General features: G+C 39.3%; 19 protein-coding genes. 9 read left to right on the plus strand and 10 right to left on the minus strand.

The features are described 5' to 3' along the window. Nucleotides 1-51: 51 nt before the first annotated feature. Complete coding sequence (locus VIM94_RS04705) at nucleotides 52-1371, minus strand: hypothetical protein (protein WP_332038133.1); 1320 nt, start codon at nucleotides 1369-1371, stop codon at nucleotides 52-54. A 328-nt stretch (nucleotides 1372-1699) separates the two neighbouring features. Between VIM94_RS04705 and VIM94_RS04710 the strand changes: the two genes are divergently transcribed. Then, entirely contained in the window at nucleotides 1700-2383 is a 684-nt protein-coding gene (locus VIM94_RS04710; protein ID WP_332038134.1) for a response regulator transcription factor, read from the plus strand. Further along, nucleotides 2383-3480 (plus strand): sensor histidine kinase, encoded by a 1098-nt coding sequence (locus tag VIM94_RS04715; protein ID WP_332038135.1) that lies wholly within the window; start codon nucleotides 2383-2385, stop codon nucleotides 3478-3480. Before VIM94_RS04710 ends, VIM94_RS04715 begins: the two co-directional genes overlap by 1 nt. Here VIM94_RS04715 and VIM94_RS04720 read toward each other — a convergent pair. Next, a complete protein-coding gene (locus VIM94_RS04720; RefSeq protein ID WP_332038136.1) occupies nucleotides 3400-4464 on the minus strand; it encodes a glycosyltransferase in 1065 nt (354 codons plus the stop codon). The two genes, VIM94_RS04715 and VIM94_RS04720, sit on opposite strands and share 81 nt — an antisense overlap. A 64-nt stretch (nucleotides 4465-4528) precedes the next feature. On the opposite strand from VIM94_RS04720, the gene trmB reads away from it, so the two are divergent. The 7 genes from trmB (at nucleotide 4529) to VIM94_RS04755 (ending at nucleotide 9178) form a co-directional block, all read left to right on the plus strand. Further along, nucleotides 4529-5203 carry a tRNA (guanosine(46)-N7)-methyltransferase TrmB gene (gene trmB, locus VIM94_RS04725; protein WP_332038137.1) on the plus strand — a complete coding sequence of 225 codons (675 nt, stop codon included), beginning with the start codon at nucleotides 4529-4531 and terminating at the stop codon, nucleotides 5201-5203. Between the two features lie 6 nt (nucleotides 5204-5209). After that, a complete protein-coding gene (locus VIM94_RS04730; protein ID WP_332038138.1) occupies nucleotides 5210-5833 on the plus strand; it encodes a LysE family translocator in 624 nt (207 codons plus the stop codon). After that, complete coding sequence (locus tag VIM94_RS04735; RefSeq protein ID WP_332038139.1) at nucleotides 5830-6168, plus strand: MGMT family protein; 339 nt, start codon at nucleotides 5830-5832, stop codon at nucleotides 6166-6168. The genes VIM94_RS04730 and VIM94_RS04735 overlap by 4 nt, the downstream gene beginning before the upstream one ends. Before the next feature lie 200 nt (nucleotides 6169-6368). Further along, nucleotides 6369-7502 (plus strand): Mrp/NBP35 family ATP-binding protein, encoded by a 1134-nt coding sequence (locus tag VIM94_RS04740; RefSeq protein WP_332038140.1) that lies wholly within the window; start codon nucleotides 6369-6371, stop codon nucleotides 7500-7502. Beyond that, nucleotides 7503-7745, plus strand: coding sequence for a NifU family protein (locus VIM94_RS04745; RefSeq protein WP_332038141.1), 243 nt, complete (start codon nucleotides 7503-7505; stop codon nucleotides 7743-7745). Nucleotides 7746-7777: 32 nt separating this feature from the next. Further along, nucleotides 7778-8839: an NAD(P)/FAD-dependent oxidoreductase gene (locus tag VIM94_RS04750; protein ID WP_332038142.1), complete on the plus strand. Its 1062-nt coding sequence runs from the start codon at nucleotides 7778-7780 to the stop codon at nucleotides 8837-8839. 3 nt (nucleotides 8840-8842) lie between these two features. Then, nucleotides 8843-9178 (plus strand): 2Fe-2S iron-sulfur cluster-binding protein, encoded by a 336-nt coding sequence (locus VIM94_RS04755; protein WP_332038143.1) that lies wholly within the window; start codon nucleotides 8843-8845, stop codon nucleotides 9176-9178. Nucleotides 9179-9223: 45 nt separating this feature from the next. Here VIM94_RS04755 and VIM94_RS04760 read toward each other — a convergent pair whose 3' ends face one another. From VIM94_RS04760 to rpsI, 8 genes are all read right to left on the minus strand, one after another. Next, nucleotides 9224-9985, minus strand: coding sequence for a DUF3050 domain-containing protein (locus VIM94_RS04760; protein WP_332038144.1), 762 nt, complete (start codon nucleotides 9983-9985; stop codon nucleotides 9224-9226). A 303-nt stretch (nucleotides 9986-10288) separates the two neighbouring features. After that, on the minus strand, nucleotides 10289-11464 hold the full coding sequence (locus VIM94_RS04765) for an acyl-CoA dehydrogenase family protein (RefSeq protein ID WP_332038145.1): 1176 nt from the start codon (nucleotides 11462-11464) through the stop codon (nucleotides 10289-10291). Between the two features lie 49 nt (nucleotides 11465-11513). Then, nucleotides 11514-12236, minus strand: a complete 723-nt coding sequence (locus VIM94_RS04770; protein WP_332038146.1) for a tRNA1(Val) (adenine(37)-N6)-methyltransferase — start codon at nucleotides 12234-12236, stop codon at nucleotides 11514-11516. A 38-nt stretch (nucleotides 12237-12274) separates the two neighbouring features. Next, nucleotides 12275-13255, minus strand: a complete 981-nt coding sequence (locus tag VIM94_RS04775) for an SDR family NAD(P)-dependent oxidoreductase (RefSeq protein ID WP_332038147.1) — start codon at nucleotides 13253-13255, stop codon at nucleotides 12275-12277. After that, nucleotides 13248-14057 carry an SDR family NAD(P)-dependent oxidoreductase gene (locus VIM94_RS04780; protein ID WP_332038148.1) on the minus strand — a complete coding sequence of 270 codons (810 nt, stop codon included), beginning with the start codon at nucleotides 14055-14057 and terminating at the stop codon, nucleotides 13248-13250. Before VIM94_RS04780 ends, VIM94_RS04775 begins: the two co-directional genes overlap by 8 nt. A gap of 228 nt (nucleotides 14058-14285) precedes the next feature. Continuing rightward, nucleotides 14286-15113, minus strand: a complete 828-nt coding sequence (gene tsf, locus VIM94_RS04785; RefSeq protein WP_332038149.1) for a translation elongation factor Ts — start codon at nucleotides 15111-15113, stop codon at nucleotides 14286-14288. Nucleotides 15114-15200: 87 nt separating this feature from the next. Continuing rightward, on the minus strand, nucleotides 15201-16103 hold the full coding sequence (rpsB, locus tag VIM94_RS04790; protein ID WP_332038150.1) for a 30S ribosomal protein S2: 903 nt from the start codon (nucleotides 16101-16103) through the stop codon (nucleotides 15201-15203). A 167-nt stretch (nucleotides 16104-16270) separates the two neighbouring features. After that, the coding region (gene rpsI / locus VIM94_RS04795; protein ID WP_332038151.1) for a 30S ribosomal protein S9 at nucleotides 16271-16652 on the minus strand (382 nt) is incomplete at its 5' end.

Below are 16652 nucleotides of genomic sequence, written 5' to 3' on the forward strand. Positions count from 1 at the left end.
TAAAAAGGCGAGCAATTTGAAAAGCTTTATTTGAATTTTGGCTTTAAATTTTTAGAATGCGCCACGGAAGCTAGCATAGGTCCAGCCAAAAACTGATAGGTCTGCACCTACAGTTTCCTGGTCTTTTTCTATTGCTGTAGCAAAAGTGGTGGCATCGTTAGAGAAATCTGTGCTTTCTGTGGTGTCTTCAAAAATTGAAGAAACACTCTCTACCCCTTCTGGCAAAACAATTTCCCAGGCAGAGAAACTTAAGCTTCCGTCGCTATAGTTTGCAGCAGATGCGGCATCGTCAATTTCCACATTTTGAATGTCATTAAAACCTCTTACGTATACATTGTTGAAGGCTCCCATTGCACCGTCTCTTAGATCTGCTATTGCACCAGATGGGGCATTGGCATCTCCAATAATGCTTAGGTCCTGGATGGTAAAAGCTCCTTCAAGGGTGCCTTCCGGCCCGTCAATTTCTAAAGCGTGATCAGACTCGGCACCTTGAATCGCTAATGCGTTTGTAATAGTTCCAGAGTAAGCCATGTCTATATCAAGTCCATCATCTCCACCAGCGAATACAACAACGTTGCTCGTGTTCACGGTGCCGCCGAACCATTCAATTCCATCGTCTACGTTCCCAACTACTTCTACGTGATCTATTAAAGTTCCTGCACCAACACCACCAAGGGTAAGGCCATTGATTTCGTTTCCGGAACCAATTAATGCACCTCCGTGACGAATAGATACATACTTAAATACGCCTGAATCATCATCTGGGTCGTTTCCACCGAACCTTCCAAAGTCATCATCTGCAGGAATCCCTTCAATTTGAGATTCTTCAGAGTCACCCTCAAAGGAACTCGGCGCATTTCCCAGAATTAAAACTCCGCCCCAAAGGCCACGATCGTTTTCGTCAAGGTTTGAACCTTGTTTTTCTCCAAGGTCGATGTTGTCGTTTATAGAGGTGAAGATGATTGGTTCGTCAGCAGTACCTTCAGCCATAATTCGGCCTCCACGGGCTACGATTAGAGCAGAAGCCAAAGAACCGGTTCCTTCCTGTCCTTTTATTATTGTACCAGGTTCAATAGTAAGGGTTGCTCCATCACCTACCACGAATTTTCCGTTTAGCTCCCAAATTATATCATTGGTTAAAGTAAAATCTTCAATTAATAAGCCGGAAAGATCTTCGTCTTGTGGAGCTGTACCATTCTCACCTCCATCACACGGGGCACAAGCTCCGCCACAATCTATACCAGTTTCGTTACCGTTTTGAATCCCATCGGTACAGGTAGCAAGTTGTTCAATTGGCATATCGTCATCTTCGCTACAGCTGGTTAATCCTAAGGTGGCAATTGCAAAACCCGCAATAATCAGTTTTTTCATAAGTCAAAAAATTTAGTTTTCGTTGATGTAATTAATTTGAAACAAATAAACGAGCTTAGTTTAAGTGCGGCCTTAGCTTAAGTTTAAGCTTATGTTATTCTGAGATGTTTAATGTTATGATTAAGTTTATTTCAGGGACTTTATTTAGGTAAACAGAGGAGTTTTTTGAATGTATTTTATGAAAACATATTCTGAAAAGACCTGATTATAAAAGCACTTCGAAGAAATTTGTCTATATTACCTTAAGGTTAAGACTTAAGAAGAAGGAATAATTGCATAGGAATTTATACTTACTTTTACTTCAAAATAAGAACACAATTATATACTGATGAAAAAGAGTGACATTAAAATTCTTTTGGTAGATGATGAGCCCGATATCCTTGAAATTGTAGGTTACAATCTAAAAACGGAAGGCTACCAGGTAATCACCGCGGAAAACGGTGCAGATGGTGTGAAACTTGCCAAAAAGCATAAGCCGCAGCTAATTATTTTGGATGTAATGATGCCTGAAATGGATGGGATAGAAGCCTGTGAACAAATAAGAAATATTGCTGGCCTGGAAGAATCCATCATTACCTTTTTAACGGCAAGGGGAGAAGATTATTCTCAAATGGCAGGTTTTGATGCGGGTGCCGATGATTATATCACCAAACCTATTAAACCTAAGGTTCTTGTGAGTAAAGTTAAAGCCTTGCTGAGACGCTTTAAAGAGGATTCAACTTCCACTAATATTTTGAAAATTGGGGAGTTGGTTATAGACCGCGATCAGTATAAAGTGATTAAGGACGGACAGGAACTGGTGCTACCTAGAAAGGAATTTGAACTGCTATCTCTGCTTACCTCAAAACCCGGTAAAGTTTTTAAAAGAGAAGATATTCTTGATAAAGTATGGGGTAATGAAGTTGTTGTTGGGGGTAGAACCATAGATGTACATATCCGAAAACTACGTGAGAAAATAGGGGATGATTCCTTTAAAACCGTAAAAGGCGTTGGTTATAAGTTCGTAATTTAATGGCTAAAAAATTCAAGCGTTCATATAAATTTGCAGTTAAAACTTCGTTGTATATAACCGTTTTTCTTTCGGTAGTGGAGTCCCTTTATGCTGTTTTTACCACCGGATTTGAATGGTTGCCGGTTTTAATCCTGGCTCTGCTTACTTACCTTTTCTCCTTTTTCATTATTCAATACCGGGTAGAAAATTTTATCTATAAACGCATAAAAAAGATCTACGACAATGTTTCTCTTTTGGATTCCACCACTCTTAGCCCTAGCCAGGTAACTACAGATATGGCTTCGCTAACCCGGGAAGTGGAAAAATTTGCCGAGTATAACAAACTTGAGATCGAAACCCTTAAAGTGAGGGAAGCTTACCGGAAAGAATTTATGGGAAACGTATCTCATGAATTAAAAACTCCTCTGTTTACGGTTCAGGGCTATATACTTACCCTATTAGACGGGGCGATAAAGGATAAAGCTGTAAGAAAAAAATACTTGCAACGTGCCAACAAAGGAGTGGAACGACTTATCTATATTGTAAAAGATCTGGATATGATTACCAAACTTGAAGCTGGAGAGTTGCATCTTAATTTGGAAGATTTTAATATCGTTGAACTGGTCCAGAATTCGTTCGATCTTCTCGAAATGAAAGCTGCAAAAAAGAATATCAGCCTTGCCTTTGATATGCCGTATGACAGGCCGGTTATGGTACGGGCCGACCGTGACCGAATCCAGCAGGTGGTCTCCAACCTTATTGTGAATTCTATTAAATACGGGAAAAAAGGTGGCACCACCGAGGTTAGTATCGAAAATCTTATAAAAAATAAAGTTATCGTGCGTATTACCGATAACGGAGAAGGAATCGAAAAAGAGAATATTCCCCGGCTTTTTGAGCGCTTCTATCGCGTTGACAAAAGCGGAAGCCGGAAGGAAGGAGGCTCGGGTTTAGGCCTTTCCATTGTAAAGCATATTATTGAAGCACACAACGAAAAGATCTATGTAGAAAGTGTTTTTGGAGTAGGAAGTGAGTTTTCATTTACCCTCGAAAAGAGTAAAAAGACTACTGAAGTCGGTAACAAATCGAAAATCTCTAAAACCGCTAAATCTCTTTAGTCTTTTTAATTCTGAAATTTTAAAATTCTCCTGCCTGCAGTAAGGTGCAATTCCAAGATTTTCCAGACGCTCTGCCAGGTATTCCTGTTCAAATTGCCCTGGGGTAGGGATTAAAAATGCCTTTTTCTCAAGTTTAGAGAGGTCCATAATACTAGTGTATCCCGACCTGCAAATTACGGTTTCACTGGAATTGAACATATCTTCCAATTCCTTCCCTAAAATATAATCTTTTAAAATCAGATTGGTGTTATCGGCTTCTGCAATAGGATTATGTTCTCCTAAAACACCTCTTACAAATAAGGTCTTTTCAGTAGTGGTTCTAAATTCTTTCAGCAGGATCTTCTCCAAGAAGGAACGTTGAGGTTCAGGACCTGAAAGAATAATCATTATCTTGTATTTCTGCGGAAGATTTTCTTTTGTAAACCTACTTAATGGACCAATATATTTCACCTTCTCCGGGGTTTTTCTCATATGGCCTAACATCCCACTCAGATTCTTTGAACCTGGGAGATCAGGCACCCAGCACTCATCAAATTTCATGATATAGTTTTGATGAAGTTTACTGCTTAGCCAGGTGGTGTTTCCTGAAAGTACATTGAGTTGATGAGTGATAAAAACATTTTTTAGATGTTTATAGTGTACCCCTAATCGGTTATCGGAAATTATGCCGTTTAGATTGTATTTTTCTACCAGAAGTTTAGTATGATCCTTTTCGGCTTTTATTGCCTGAATTATCCTGGGGCTTTCAAGGAACAATTTCCACTTCAGTAAATTGGGAGACTTACTATATTCGATATTGTAGGAAGGGAGATCCTCTGCCACTAGATTGGGAAATTCCTCTTTTAACAGGGCGAGGGCAGCTCCATCAGAAGCTAAAATGGGCTCATACCCCTTAGTGATCAATGCTTCGATTAGGGGAATACAACGAGTGGCATGACCTAATCCCCAGTTAAGTACAGCAACCAAAATTCGCTTCTTCTTCATATATGTTTAAAATACTCCTCCTGTTGGCTAATTTCCTTAATTTTGACAAAATTTCAAACAAACTGTGGGAAGTAAAAATAAATTAAGACGATTTAAGGAAAACGAAAGTTTTGAAAATGTAATTCAACCCTCAAGAGAGGTATTGGAAAAAGATGAATTCAATTTTAAAGGGAAATGGCGGAAGGATTTTTTCAAAAATGATAATCCTATTGTACTTGAACTGGGATGTGGAAAAGGTGAGTATAGCGTGGGACTCGCGCAATATTATCCCGACAGGAACTTTATAGGAATTGATATCAAAGGAGCTCGTTTTTGGAGAGGGGCGAAAACCGCTCTCGAAGATAACCTGGAAAATGTAGCCTTCGTTAGAGCTCAAATAGAACTTGTCGACAGGATTTTTGAAGAAAATGAAGTAGATGAGATCTGGATAACTTTCCCAGACCCGCAAATAAAATACAAGCGGACCAAGCATCGCTTAACCAATTCAGAATTTCTGAAAAAGTATAAGCATATTTTGAAACCTGAGGGTTTGGTTCACCTTAAGACCGATAGTGAGTTTATGCATGGCTATACCCTGGGACTGTTACATGGACAAGGCCAGGAGATTTTATACGCTCATCACGATATCTATAAGAATGAATATTCACCTAAGGAAGTACGGGAAATTCAGACTTTCTATGAAAAACAGTATCTTGAACAAGGAAAACCTATTACCTATATTCAATTTAGGATAAAATAGCTTCTTTTGGAGGAAACTAAACTCTTTTTAATTACCTACTTTGCCGCCCTTATTGGAGTGATTCCTCCGGGCCTGGTTAATATGACTGTTGCCAAAACCTGTGTAGAACATGGGAAACGCAATGGTGTTTATGTTGCTTTTGGGGCTTCCAGCGTGGTGATTTTGCAGGCGCTTATCGCTGTTCTTCTTGCAAAATATATTTTTGATAATCCTTTTGTACAAAGCATTTTGTTGCGTGCCGGCCTGGTAATTTTTTTACTACTCGGGGTATATTTCCTTCTTATGGCTAAGCGACGGAAGGGGATTGAACACTCGAGCCATAGAGCCAATGCGAATAGTATTTTTAAGGGTATGCTGATTTCTGTACTTAATTTATTTCCTATTCCATATTTCGTAGCAATTGCCGGAGCCCTTAATGTGGGGGTGGGAGTAACCTATGATTGGTCTTTGATTGTAGCATTTGTGCTTGCTGCTTCTCTAGGCAGTTTTACCACGCTTTATCTTTACGTACTTTCATTTATGAAAATTGAAAAGTATGCCGATAGATTTGCTGAATATTCCAATTATTTTATGGCAAGTCTTATGCTGATTTTAGTGATTTTAACAATTATCAGGATCTATAATTTATGATTTCTGAAGAAAAGAATTTCTTTGATAAAGTTTATGAAACTGTAAGGCAAATCCCGGTTGGAAGGGTTACCTCTTATGGGGCAATAGCCAGAGCTATAGGTTCGCCGCAAAGTGCCAGGATGGTTGGATGGGCAATGAATGCCTCCCATAATAGGGAAGACGTACCGGCACATCGGGTGGTAAACCGTAAGGGTCTTCTTAGCGGCAAACATCATTTTGGAGACAACAATGCAATGCGAAATTTACTGGAAGCCGAAGGTATAAGCGTTAGCGAAAATAAGGTGGTAGATTTCGAAAAATATTTCTGGGATCCTTCCGTAAATATTCATCCCTGATCCCAATCATAAAACCAGCTTATTACTCCATAAATCAATTATAGGTAAATACTTCGTTTTCTTAGCTTTTCCACCTATATTTGCGTTTAGAATCAGTCTATATAAGACTGGTTTTTAAAAACTTTATTTACAGAACTTATTGTAAGGACTGGGACTTTTCTGCGGCAAATCACAGGCCTTATGCCCTAAATACAATTAAGATGAAATTAGATAGAAAAGATATCCTTAAAGCCCTTGAAACTATTTCTGTTGCCGGTGAAGGCAAAAATATAGTTGAAAGCGGCGCAGTTCAAAATGTTATGACTTTTGGTGATGAGGTGGTAGTCGACCTTGTTTTAAATACTCCCGCTCTTCACATTAAAAAACGTGCCGAGGTAGATGTGCTTAAAGCCATTCACGAACATGTTTATCCAAAAGCCAAAGTAAAAGTTAATATAAAGGTAAATGCGCCCGATAAGAAGCCCGAGATTAAAGGTAAACACATTCCGGGTATCAGTAATATAATTGCTGTAGCTTCAGGAAAAGGAGGGGTAGGAAAATCTACCGTTACTGCGAATATGGCGGTATCCCTCTCAAAAATGGGCTTTAAAGTAGGTCTTTTAGATGCCGATATTTATGGACCTTCAGCGCCTATTATGTTTGATATCGAGGCAGAAAAGCCCCTTTCAGTAAATATAGACGGACAATCAAAAATGAAACCTGTAGAAAACTACGGCGTTAAGATTCTTTCTATTGGCTTTTTTACCCAACCTAACCAAGCTGTAGTTTGGCGGGGCCCAATGGCTGCCAAAGCGCTTAATCAAATGATTTTTGATGCAGCCTGGGGTGAACTTGATTTTCTTTTGATCGATCTTCCGCCGGGAACCGGTGATATTCACCTTTCTATAATGCAGTCATTGCCAATAACGGGAGCCGTAGTGGTAAGCACTCCACAAAATGTGGCCTTAGCCGATGCTAAGAAAGGAGTTGCAATGTTCCGCCAGGAAAGCATAAATGTGCCGGTTTTAGGAATAGTAGAGAATATGGCTTATTTTACTCCGGAAGAATTGCCAGAAAATAAATATTATATCTTCGGAAAGCACGGTGCAAGAAACCTTGCTGAAGATCTTGATACTCCGTTTCTCGGAGAGATCCCATTGGTGCAAAGTCTTCGGGAATCTGGAGATATTGGGAGGCCTGCGGCCCTACAAACGGGAACCCCAATAGAAACTGCTTTTGAAGAAATCACCAGAAATATGGTTCAGCAAACGGTAAATCGTAACCAGAGCCTTCCGCCTACCGAAGCAATTAAGATTACCACTATGGCTGGTTGTAGTGCCGTTAATAAAAAATAGATGACAAGCGAAGAAGTAAAACTAAATGTGGAGAAAGCTTTGGCTGAAATTCGTCCCTTTCTGGAAAGTGATGGGGGTAATATCTCTTTGGTCTCTATTGAAAACGACCGGTTGGTGAAAGTCCGGCTGGAAGGAGCCTGTGTGGGTTGTTCTGTAAACCAGATGACCCTTAAATCGGGGGTGGAAATGACGATTAAGAAATACGCGCCACAAATCGAGCAGGTTGTAAATATTGAAAGGTAAGCTGGCGGGTTTATCCAAAATGAAAATGAAGAATGATTAAAACCGACATACTAATTATTGGTGCCGGGCCAACCGGACTATTTGCAGTATTTGAGGCTGGATTGTTAAAGCTCAAATGTCACCTTATTGATGCTCTTGCTCAGCCTGGTGGCCAGTGTTCAGAGATCTATCCTAAGAAGCCTATTTATGATATCCCCGGTTTCCCCGAGGTGCTTGCCGGAGATCTTGTGAATAATCTTATGGAGCAGATCAAACCTTTTGAACCCGGTTTTACCCTGGGAGAAAGAGCAGAGACTATAGATAAGCAGGAAGATGGAAGTTTTATCGTTACCACAAGTAAAGGAACAAAGCATCACGCTCCCGTTGTGGTAATCGCCGGGGGACTTGGAAGCTTTGAGCCCAGAAAACCCCCTATTGCCAATATACAGCAGTACGAAGATAATGGAGTAGCTTATATTATTCGTGATCCGGAGATCTATCGAAACAAGAGGGTAGTTATTGCCGGAGGAGGAGATTCTGCATTAGATTGGTCTATTTATCTAGCTGAAATTGCTTCGGAAGTTTCCCTGATACATCGGCGTAAGGATTTCCGTGGTGCTCTGGATTCAGTAGAAAAAGTAGAGAAACTCTCTAAAGAAGGAAAAGTCAAGCTTATTACAGAAGCTGAGGTAACCGATTTAAAAGGCGAAGGAAAACTTGAAAGCGTGGTTATATCCCACCGGGATAAGGCTTCAGAAAAGCATATAAAAAACACCGATTATTTTATTCCATTATTCGGGCTCTCCCCCAAACTAGGACCCATTGCCGATTGGGGCCTCGAAATCGAGAAAAATGCCATTAAGGTTGATAACGCGTATGATTATCAAACAAACATCCCGGGAATTTATGCCATTGGAGATGTAAATACTTACCCCGGAAAATTAAAACTTATTCTTTGTGGTTTTCATGAAGCCGCAATAATGTGTCAAAGTGCATATCAACGTATCTTCCCAGACAAGAAGTATGTTATGAAATATACTACGGTTAGTGGGATTAATGGGTTTGATGGAAGTAAGAAAGAGGCGAAGAGAGAGATTGTAAAAAGTATAAATTAGAGGATGTCTGATATTAAGATCACCATAATTGATAGAGAAGGTGAAGCTCATCGGGTAGCTGCTCCTACCGATATGAATATGAATCTTATGGAGGTTATTCGCAGTTTCGAATTGGCTCCGGAAGGTACAATTGGAATTTGCGGCGGAATGGCTATGTGTGCTTCCTGCCAATGTTATATGCTAAATTATGAGCATCTGCTACCAGAAAAGAGTTACGAAGAAGAAGATATGCTGGACCAGGCGTTTTTCCTGCAAGATAACAGCCGTTTAAGTTGCCAGATACCCATTACAGAGGAAATGGAAGGCCTGGAGGTCAAGATAGCCCCTGTTGCTCCCTGATGTGATGAAAAGCTTAAAACCGGTTGAGGTCTCTCTTCCGGTTTTTTATTCTGAAATGCTTTCGGTTAGTTCGGCCTCAATGCCCTGCATTAAAGTGCGCTGGTTTTGCAAAATTATTTCTGCAATTCTTTCAGTGTCTCTCCATTTGTCCATATCCTCTCCACAGAGTTTGTTCAGTATCCTGAAGGATAGGCCAAAATCATTTTCGGCTTCTAAGCTCAGGAAGTACTTAAATAACTTAAGATCTGTTTTTCCTGATTTCTCAAATTCTGAAATCGTATTTATTAAATCAGGATCTATCATTCCTGCTTTGCTGTAAAGAAATGCCGCAGCTATTTTATGAGGTTTTTCTTCAGAAATAATGTCAAATATGTTTTTGATAAACTGTTTAATGCAAACCGGAAGTTTGGAGCCGGCGATGATGAGAAAAATATCGGTGCCATGACTTACATGTCTTAGAAAATTAGTGATATTTTCAGGATTTGAACCTGTTTCGGTCATCGCATCCAGAAACATTTCAAATTTACTTTGATGAGTCCCGTAATAATTCTTTGCGGTCTCTTCCTGCAGAATTGTTTTATTGATAAGAAACCTGAGTTCAGGATCTCCAATGGGTAGCCACGGATTGGTTGTTTTGGTAAATTCCTCTTTTAAATAATTGAGCAAAGACATGTTGGCCCATACCGCAAAAATATGGTGCTCCATATACACCTGTAACTGCTTTATATTATTAATTTGGGGGTGATTAGAATTATTGCCGAAATCTTTTAAGTCTGACTTAAATTTTTGGTTTATTTCTTGTATCATTTTATCTTTCTTCATATGGCTTCAAAAGTAAAAGCTATAGCGTGGAAATGAAAATCTTAAGGATATAATCTCCTTAATTTTCAACTTTTAAGGATATATTCAAATTATGAGAACTCAGGTGAAATATTCATATAATATCCTGGTATTTTATTCCAATAAATCAAAGGATTATTTGCAGCTGGAAGGAGTTGTGGCAAAAAAGCCAAAAGCTCTCAAAACCGAGTGCTGTAAAAAATACAAAAAGGGCAAACGCTGTAAACGCTGCCCTTGTTTTGATCTTTTAGGGAATTCTGAAGTATCTAATTAGAATGCAGGCATGCCTGTAATATCCATTCCCGTTATTAACAGATGAATATCGTGAGTGCCTTCGTAAGTAATTACACTTTCCAGGTTCATCATATGGCGCATAATACTATATTCCCCTGTAATACCCATTCCGCCTAATATTTGTCTAGCTTCCCGGGCGATGTTTATAGCCATTTCCACGTTATTCCTTTTTGCCATTGAAATTTGGGCAGAAGTGGCTTTGCCTTCATTACGCAAAACTCCAAGTCTCCAGGCCATCAACTGGGCCTTGGTGATCTCAGTAATCATTTCTGCCAGTTTTTTCTGCTGAAGTTGTTTTCCGCCAATTGGTTTGTCAAATTGGATCCTTTCTTTCGAATATCTTAAGGCAGTGTCATAACAGTCCATTGCGGCGCCAATGGCTCCCCAGGCGATTCCAAAGCGTGCAGAGTCCAGACAGCCCAGTGGAGCGCCTAGTCCACTTTTATTTGGCATTAAATTCTCTTTTGGGACCTTTACGTTATCAAAAATTAGCTCTCCGGTAGCACTGGCACGAAGAGACCATTTGTTGTGTGTTTCAGGAGTAGAAAAGCCCTCCATTCCTCGCTCCACGATCAATCCGTGGATACGGCCTTCTTCGTTTTTGGCCCATACAATGGCAATATCGGCGAAAGGTGCATTGGAGATCCACATTTTGGCGCCATTCAATAAATAATGATCGCCTTTATCTTTAAAATTGGTAACCATCCCGGCGGGATTAGAACCGTAATCTGGTTCGGTGAGACCAAAACAACCAATTATTTCGCCACTGGCGAGTTTGGGTAGGTATTTTTTCTTTTGCTCTTCGGTGCCGTATTTAAAGATGGGATACATCACCAGGGAAGATTGTACTGAAGCCGTGGAACGTACTCCACTGTCACCCCGCTCTATTTCCTGCATGATAAGGCCGTAAGAGATCTGGTCGAGTCCGGCTCCACCATATTCTTCAGGAATATAAGGACCGAAAGCACCAATTTCAGCTAAACCGCCTATAATAGATTTAGGAAATTCGGCATTTTGGGCGGCCTCTTCAATTATGGGAGAAACTTCGCGCTTCACCCATTCCCGGGCAGCATCGCGAACCATTTTATGTTCATCGGTTAAAAGCTCATCAATATTGTAATAATCGGGAGCTTTAAAAAGATCTGGTTTCATGTTGTGTAGTGTTTTACACAAATGTAGCCAAGCTTTTTATAGCAAACAATTATAATTTAAGATAGAATGGGGAAACCAATTGTTTGTATTTTTCCGTATAATTATGTCTGGAAATTTCTAAAATTAGCTCCTCATTAAGAGAGTCTTCTTTCTGAAAGCCTAAGTTCAAAAGACTTCGTTTGATCTCAGAATCTTTAGTTCCTTTCACCCGGGTTATTTTCTGGGGAAATAAACCTGTCTTTTCAGCTAATTTCAGAAAGCTTTTTTCCTCCCGATGAGGAATAATGCAACTGAAAATTCCTTCTTCTGAAAGCAATTTGGATGCTCCCTCCAACAATTCTGAAAAAGGCAAAGCTTCTTCAAACCTGGCTTGATTTCTCTGGTTGTTTTCTGTAGTAAAACTTTCCGAATAAAAAGGAGGATTGGAAATAATAAGATCATATTTCTCTTCATCCTGCATTTCATCTACAAACTCATCAAAAGCAGCGTGATAGCAGAAAAGTCTGTCGCTCCAATCGCTGTTTTCAAAATTCTCTACAGCCTGCTCATAGGCATCTTCGTCTATTTCCAGGGCGTCTATAAGTAGGGCAGTGGAGCGCTGTGCCAGCATTAAAGCTATTAGGCCGGTTCCTGTACCAATATCGAGGATGCTGTCTGGTTTATGCTCCAGTGGAGCCCAGGCCCCAAGTAGCACTCCGTCTGTTCCTATCTTCATAGCGCATCGATCCTGTTCTATTTTGAATTCTTTAAACTGAAATGCTTTTTGTGACATTGTAAAAATTAATTGGTTTGGTAGAGTTTGCAGAAAACTTAAAAATACTTGTTTTCCTGGAACCAGTTAATGCTTTCTTTAATGCTTGAATCAATATGGGTTTCCGGCATATTAAGCTCTTTTTTGGCCTTCTCGTTGCTGAAGTAATTTTCTAAAAACAACATACGAACATTGGTTTTGAGCAACAATAATCTTTTAGTTGGAAAAATGCGATACAGCCCTTCAATTGGGTTGAGTAAACTTAGTGGGATGGGAATTAAGAAATGTGTTGCTGTTGAAAATTCTGATACTTTTTTAAAAAAATCTTTATAAGTAAGATTAACACCCGAAAGCAAATAACTTTCTCCGGTTCTGCCCATTCTCATGGCATTTATACAAGCCGTCGCAACCGCCGAAACAGCTACATAACTTTTGCCACCTTTAGGATAGAAAACCAGTTTGTTTTTTAATAAATAGAGCATTAGTCTGCCGCTGGAAGGTTTAATGTCGTAAGGGCCAAGCATAAAAGTAGGTGCGACTACAATAGCCGGGAAGTTGTTTTTATTAGCTTCATCTAAAACTAGCTGTTGGGCTTTATATTTACTATGTGCATAGCCGGAATTTCTTAAGAACGGCATAAAATCCGAATTTTCTGTGCCGGGATTTTCTTTGCTGCCCATAGTGAAGGCATTTGCGCTACTTACAAATACAAACCTGCTGATGTTTTGCTTTTTTGAAGCTTCTATCAGCAATTTTGTGCTTGTAATATTGGCTTCCCTGTAATCAGCAAAATCCGGTGAATCCTGGCTTGTCTTTGCAGCGGCGTGAATTACAAATTCACATTCCTGCATAGCTCTTTCAATGTCTTTTGGGTTACTTAAATCTCCTCTTATGATTTTGCAATGAAGGTGTTTAAGTAAACTGGTGTCGCTGTTTTTTCTTAACAAAACAACTACTTTATAATTCTCTTGAATAAGCTGTTTAGTAATATGAAAGCCCAAAAATCCACTTGCTCCGGTCACCATTACTTTTTTAGTCATTGGCTTGCGGTTTTGTAGCTTCAGGCTTAAGTTTACCACTCAGGATTTTAAGTTGTAGGGGGACAGGTACAAAACGCAATAAAAGTGAATTGAACCAATTGAATTTTCCCGGTATTATCACTGCTTTTTTCTGAAATAATTTTTCCAAACATATTTCAGCTGTCTCTTCGGCGGTTAAAACCGAATATTTTACCATCCCGGTTAATGCCTTTACTCTTTTTGCAACATTTTCATTGGTAGGCATAGGACCCGGGTGGGCTACTGCAACGTGAATATTGCTGTTTTCTAACTCCGATTTGAGACCGCGGGAAAAGGAATACACAAATGCTTTACTTGCAGGGTAAACCGTTTTAAAGGGCATAGGAGCAAAGGCTGCAAGGCTTGAAATGTTAAGGATAAAAGCTTCTTCTTCTTTTCTTAAGACGGGCAGTAATTGATGGGTTAAGCTTACCAGGGATATAATATTTAGGAGTACAATTTCATTTAAATAACTCAGACTTACATCTTCAAATTTGTTTGCACCTCCAATTCCTGCATTGTTAATCAGCATATTTATCCTATAGTTTTTGACAAAATCAACAACCTTATATAAATCTTCTTTGGTAGTAAGATTTGCCTCATACTGTATGGCTTCTATCTTATACTTTTTCTCTAACTCTTTAGCCAGCTTTCCGTTGTTTTCATTTGGGAGGGAAATGAGAATAAGATTTTGTCCCTTTCTTGCACATATTTCAGCAAAAGCTTTCCCCAGGCCCTGACTGGAACCGGTGATTAAGGTATATTTCTGTTTGGTTTTATTCATATAATGCTTTAGAACATATTTCAAAAATAAGAGAAATAATTTTTGGAATATTTTGCCTTTACAAGATACAGTAGGAAGATTTTTGCCACAAAATTTTTTATGCAATAGCTGGGCATTAGTTTCTCCGGAAATTATTTTGGCATAAAAAAACCGCCTCGTTAGGGAAGCGGTTTTTAGATTTATTAGAGATTATTGTTCCCGATATCTGTCGGGATCTGACAATGACTTTTACTCACCTAAACCAACTCTTTTGAAACCTACAACTTCAAGGTTTGAGTCTACAGATTTCACATAATCTGAAACACTTTGCTTGCTGTCTTTGATATAAGCCTGATTAACAAGAGTGTTGTCTTTAAAGAATCTTTTGATTTTACCTTTTGCGATATTATCAAGCATCTCTTCAGGTTTACCTTCCTGGCGAAGCTGGTCTTTTGCGATCTCAATTTCTTTCTCGATGGTGCTTTGGTCAACACCATTTTCGTTAAGTGCAACCGGATTCATTGCAGCAGCCTGCATAGAAACATTTTTAGCAGCTTCATCAGCTCCTTCAACATTTTTAGACAGCGCCGTGATTACAGCGATCTTGTTACCGGCGTGAATGTAAGAACCTACGAAAGGAGCTTCAAGAGTTTTGAAGGCACCAATCTCTATCTTTTCACCAATAACCCCGGTTTGTTCGGTTAATTTGTCTTCAACGCTAATTCCTTTATAATCTGCCTTAAGGAATTCTTCTTTTGAATTATAATTGAGAGCAAGTTCAGCAAAATCCTTGGCCAGATTTATGAAATCATCATTCTTGGCAACAAAATCGGTTTCACAGTTAAGAGAGATAATCACTCCTTTAGTGTTATCGGCATTGGTCTTAGCGATTGCAGCACCTTCAGCAGAGTCACGGTCGGCTCTTTTAGCAGCAACCTTCTGACCTTTCTTACGAAGAACTTCAATAGCCTTGTCGAAATCACCATCGGTTTCTACCAGGGCTTTCTTGCAATCCATCATTCCGGCACCGGTAGCTTTTCTTAATTTATTTACTTCTGCAGCAGTTATCTTAGCCATAATATTGTATTTTATTAAAAAGTCGTTTAGAATCTAACTCAGAAAGAAAGGACTAAACGACTTTTAGATTTTATAAAAAATATTGGTTTATTCTTCTTCGTTAGATGATTTAGCCTTGTCAAGAGTTTCCTGCTTATCTTCAAGCTTAACATCTTGTTGGGCTTCTTTCATTGCTTTTTTGTCTTCAGCATCTTTAGAAGGAACTTCTACATCTTCAGTTTTTGCTACTTTTGCTTTTGGCTCTTTAGTAGTTTTTTCTTCTTTCTCTTCCTTTTCAGCTTTCTTAGTGTCTTTGCTGGCTTTTCTTTCAGAAAGGCCTTCCACTATTGCATCAGCTGCGTAAGAAACCACCTTATTAATAGATTTTGAAGCGTCATCGTTGGAAGGAATAACATATTCCACCTCACGAGGATCTGAGTTGGTATCTACCATTGCAAAGATTGGAATGTTTAATTTCTGAGCTTCTTTAATGGCGATGTGTTCACGGGTGATATCAACTACAAACAGTGCTCCAGGAAGTCTGCTCATCTCAGAGATAGAACCAAGGTTCTTTTCTAGCTTTGCTCTAAGACGATCTACCTGTAGGCGTTCTTTTTTAGAAAGTGTGTTGAAAGTACCATCTTTTTTCATTCGGTCAATTGAAGCCATTTTCTTAACGGCTTTACGAATGGTTACGAAGTTGGTAAGCATACCACCGGGCCAGCGCTCGGTGATGTAAGGCATATTTGCTTTTTGCGCTTGCTCGGCTACAATTTCCTTAGCCTGCTTTTTGGTCGCTACAAAAAGTATTTTTCTGCCGCTGGCTGCGATTTTTGACAGGGCCTCACCGGCTTCCTGCATTTTTGCAGCACTCTTATATAGGTTGATGATATGAATCCCGTTACGCTCCATATAGATATATGGGGCCATATTTGGATTCCATCTTCTTGTAAGGTGGCCAAAATGCACACCTGCATCAAGTAATTCTTTTACTTCTACTTTGTTTGCCATTTTTGTAATAGTTTACGTTCTGTTGAGATAGCAACAAGTAAGTGGCTATTTTATATTAAATACGGCCTTACCTGTTTAGATGCTAAACTAACTTCCGCGGCAAGCGGAATAACAACAAAATTCTTTTTAGTATTAAATGAACTTTTGGGAAATAATCCCAATAATAATTAACGTTTAGAGAACTGAAATTTCTTACGAGCTTTCTTCTGTCCGAATTTCTTACGTTCTACCATTCTTGGATCTCTGGTCATTAAACCTTCTGGTTTTAACACCGCTCTGTTCTCTGCATCCAGTTCTACCATTGCTCTTGCAATAGCAAGACGGATAGCTTCAGCCTGACCCGTGATTCCTCCTCCGTAAACATTGGCCTTAATATCGAAATTACCATCATTTCCGGTAAGATTCAATGCCTGGTTTACTTTGTACTGAAGGGTACCTGTAGTGAAGTAATCCTTAAGATCTTTTTTGTTAATGGTAAAGTTTCCGCTTCCTTCAGAAACATATACCCTTGCAACCGCTGTTTTTCTACGGCCAATTTTGTGAATAACC

The sequence above is a fragment of the Salegentibacter sp. genome, from assembly GCF_036568425.1.
Classification (GTDB): Bacteria; Bacteroidota; Bacteroidia; order Flavobacteriales; family Flavobacteriaceae; genus Salegentibacter.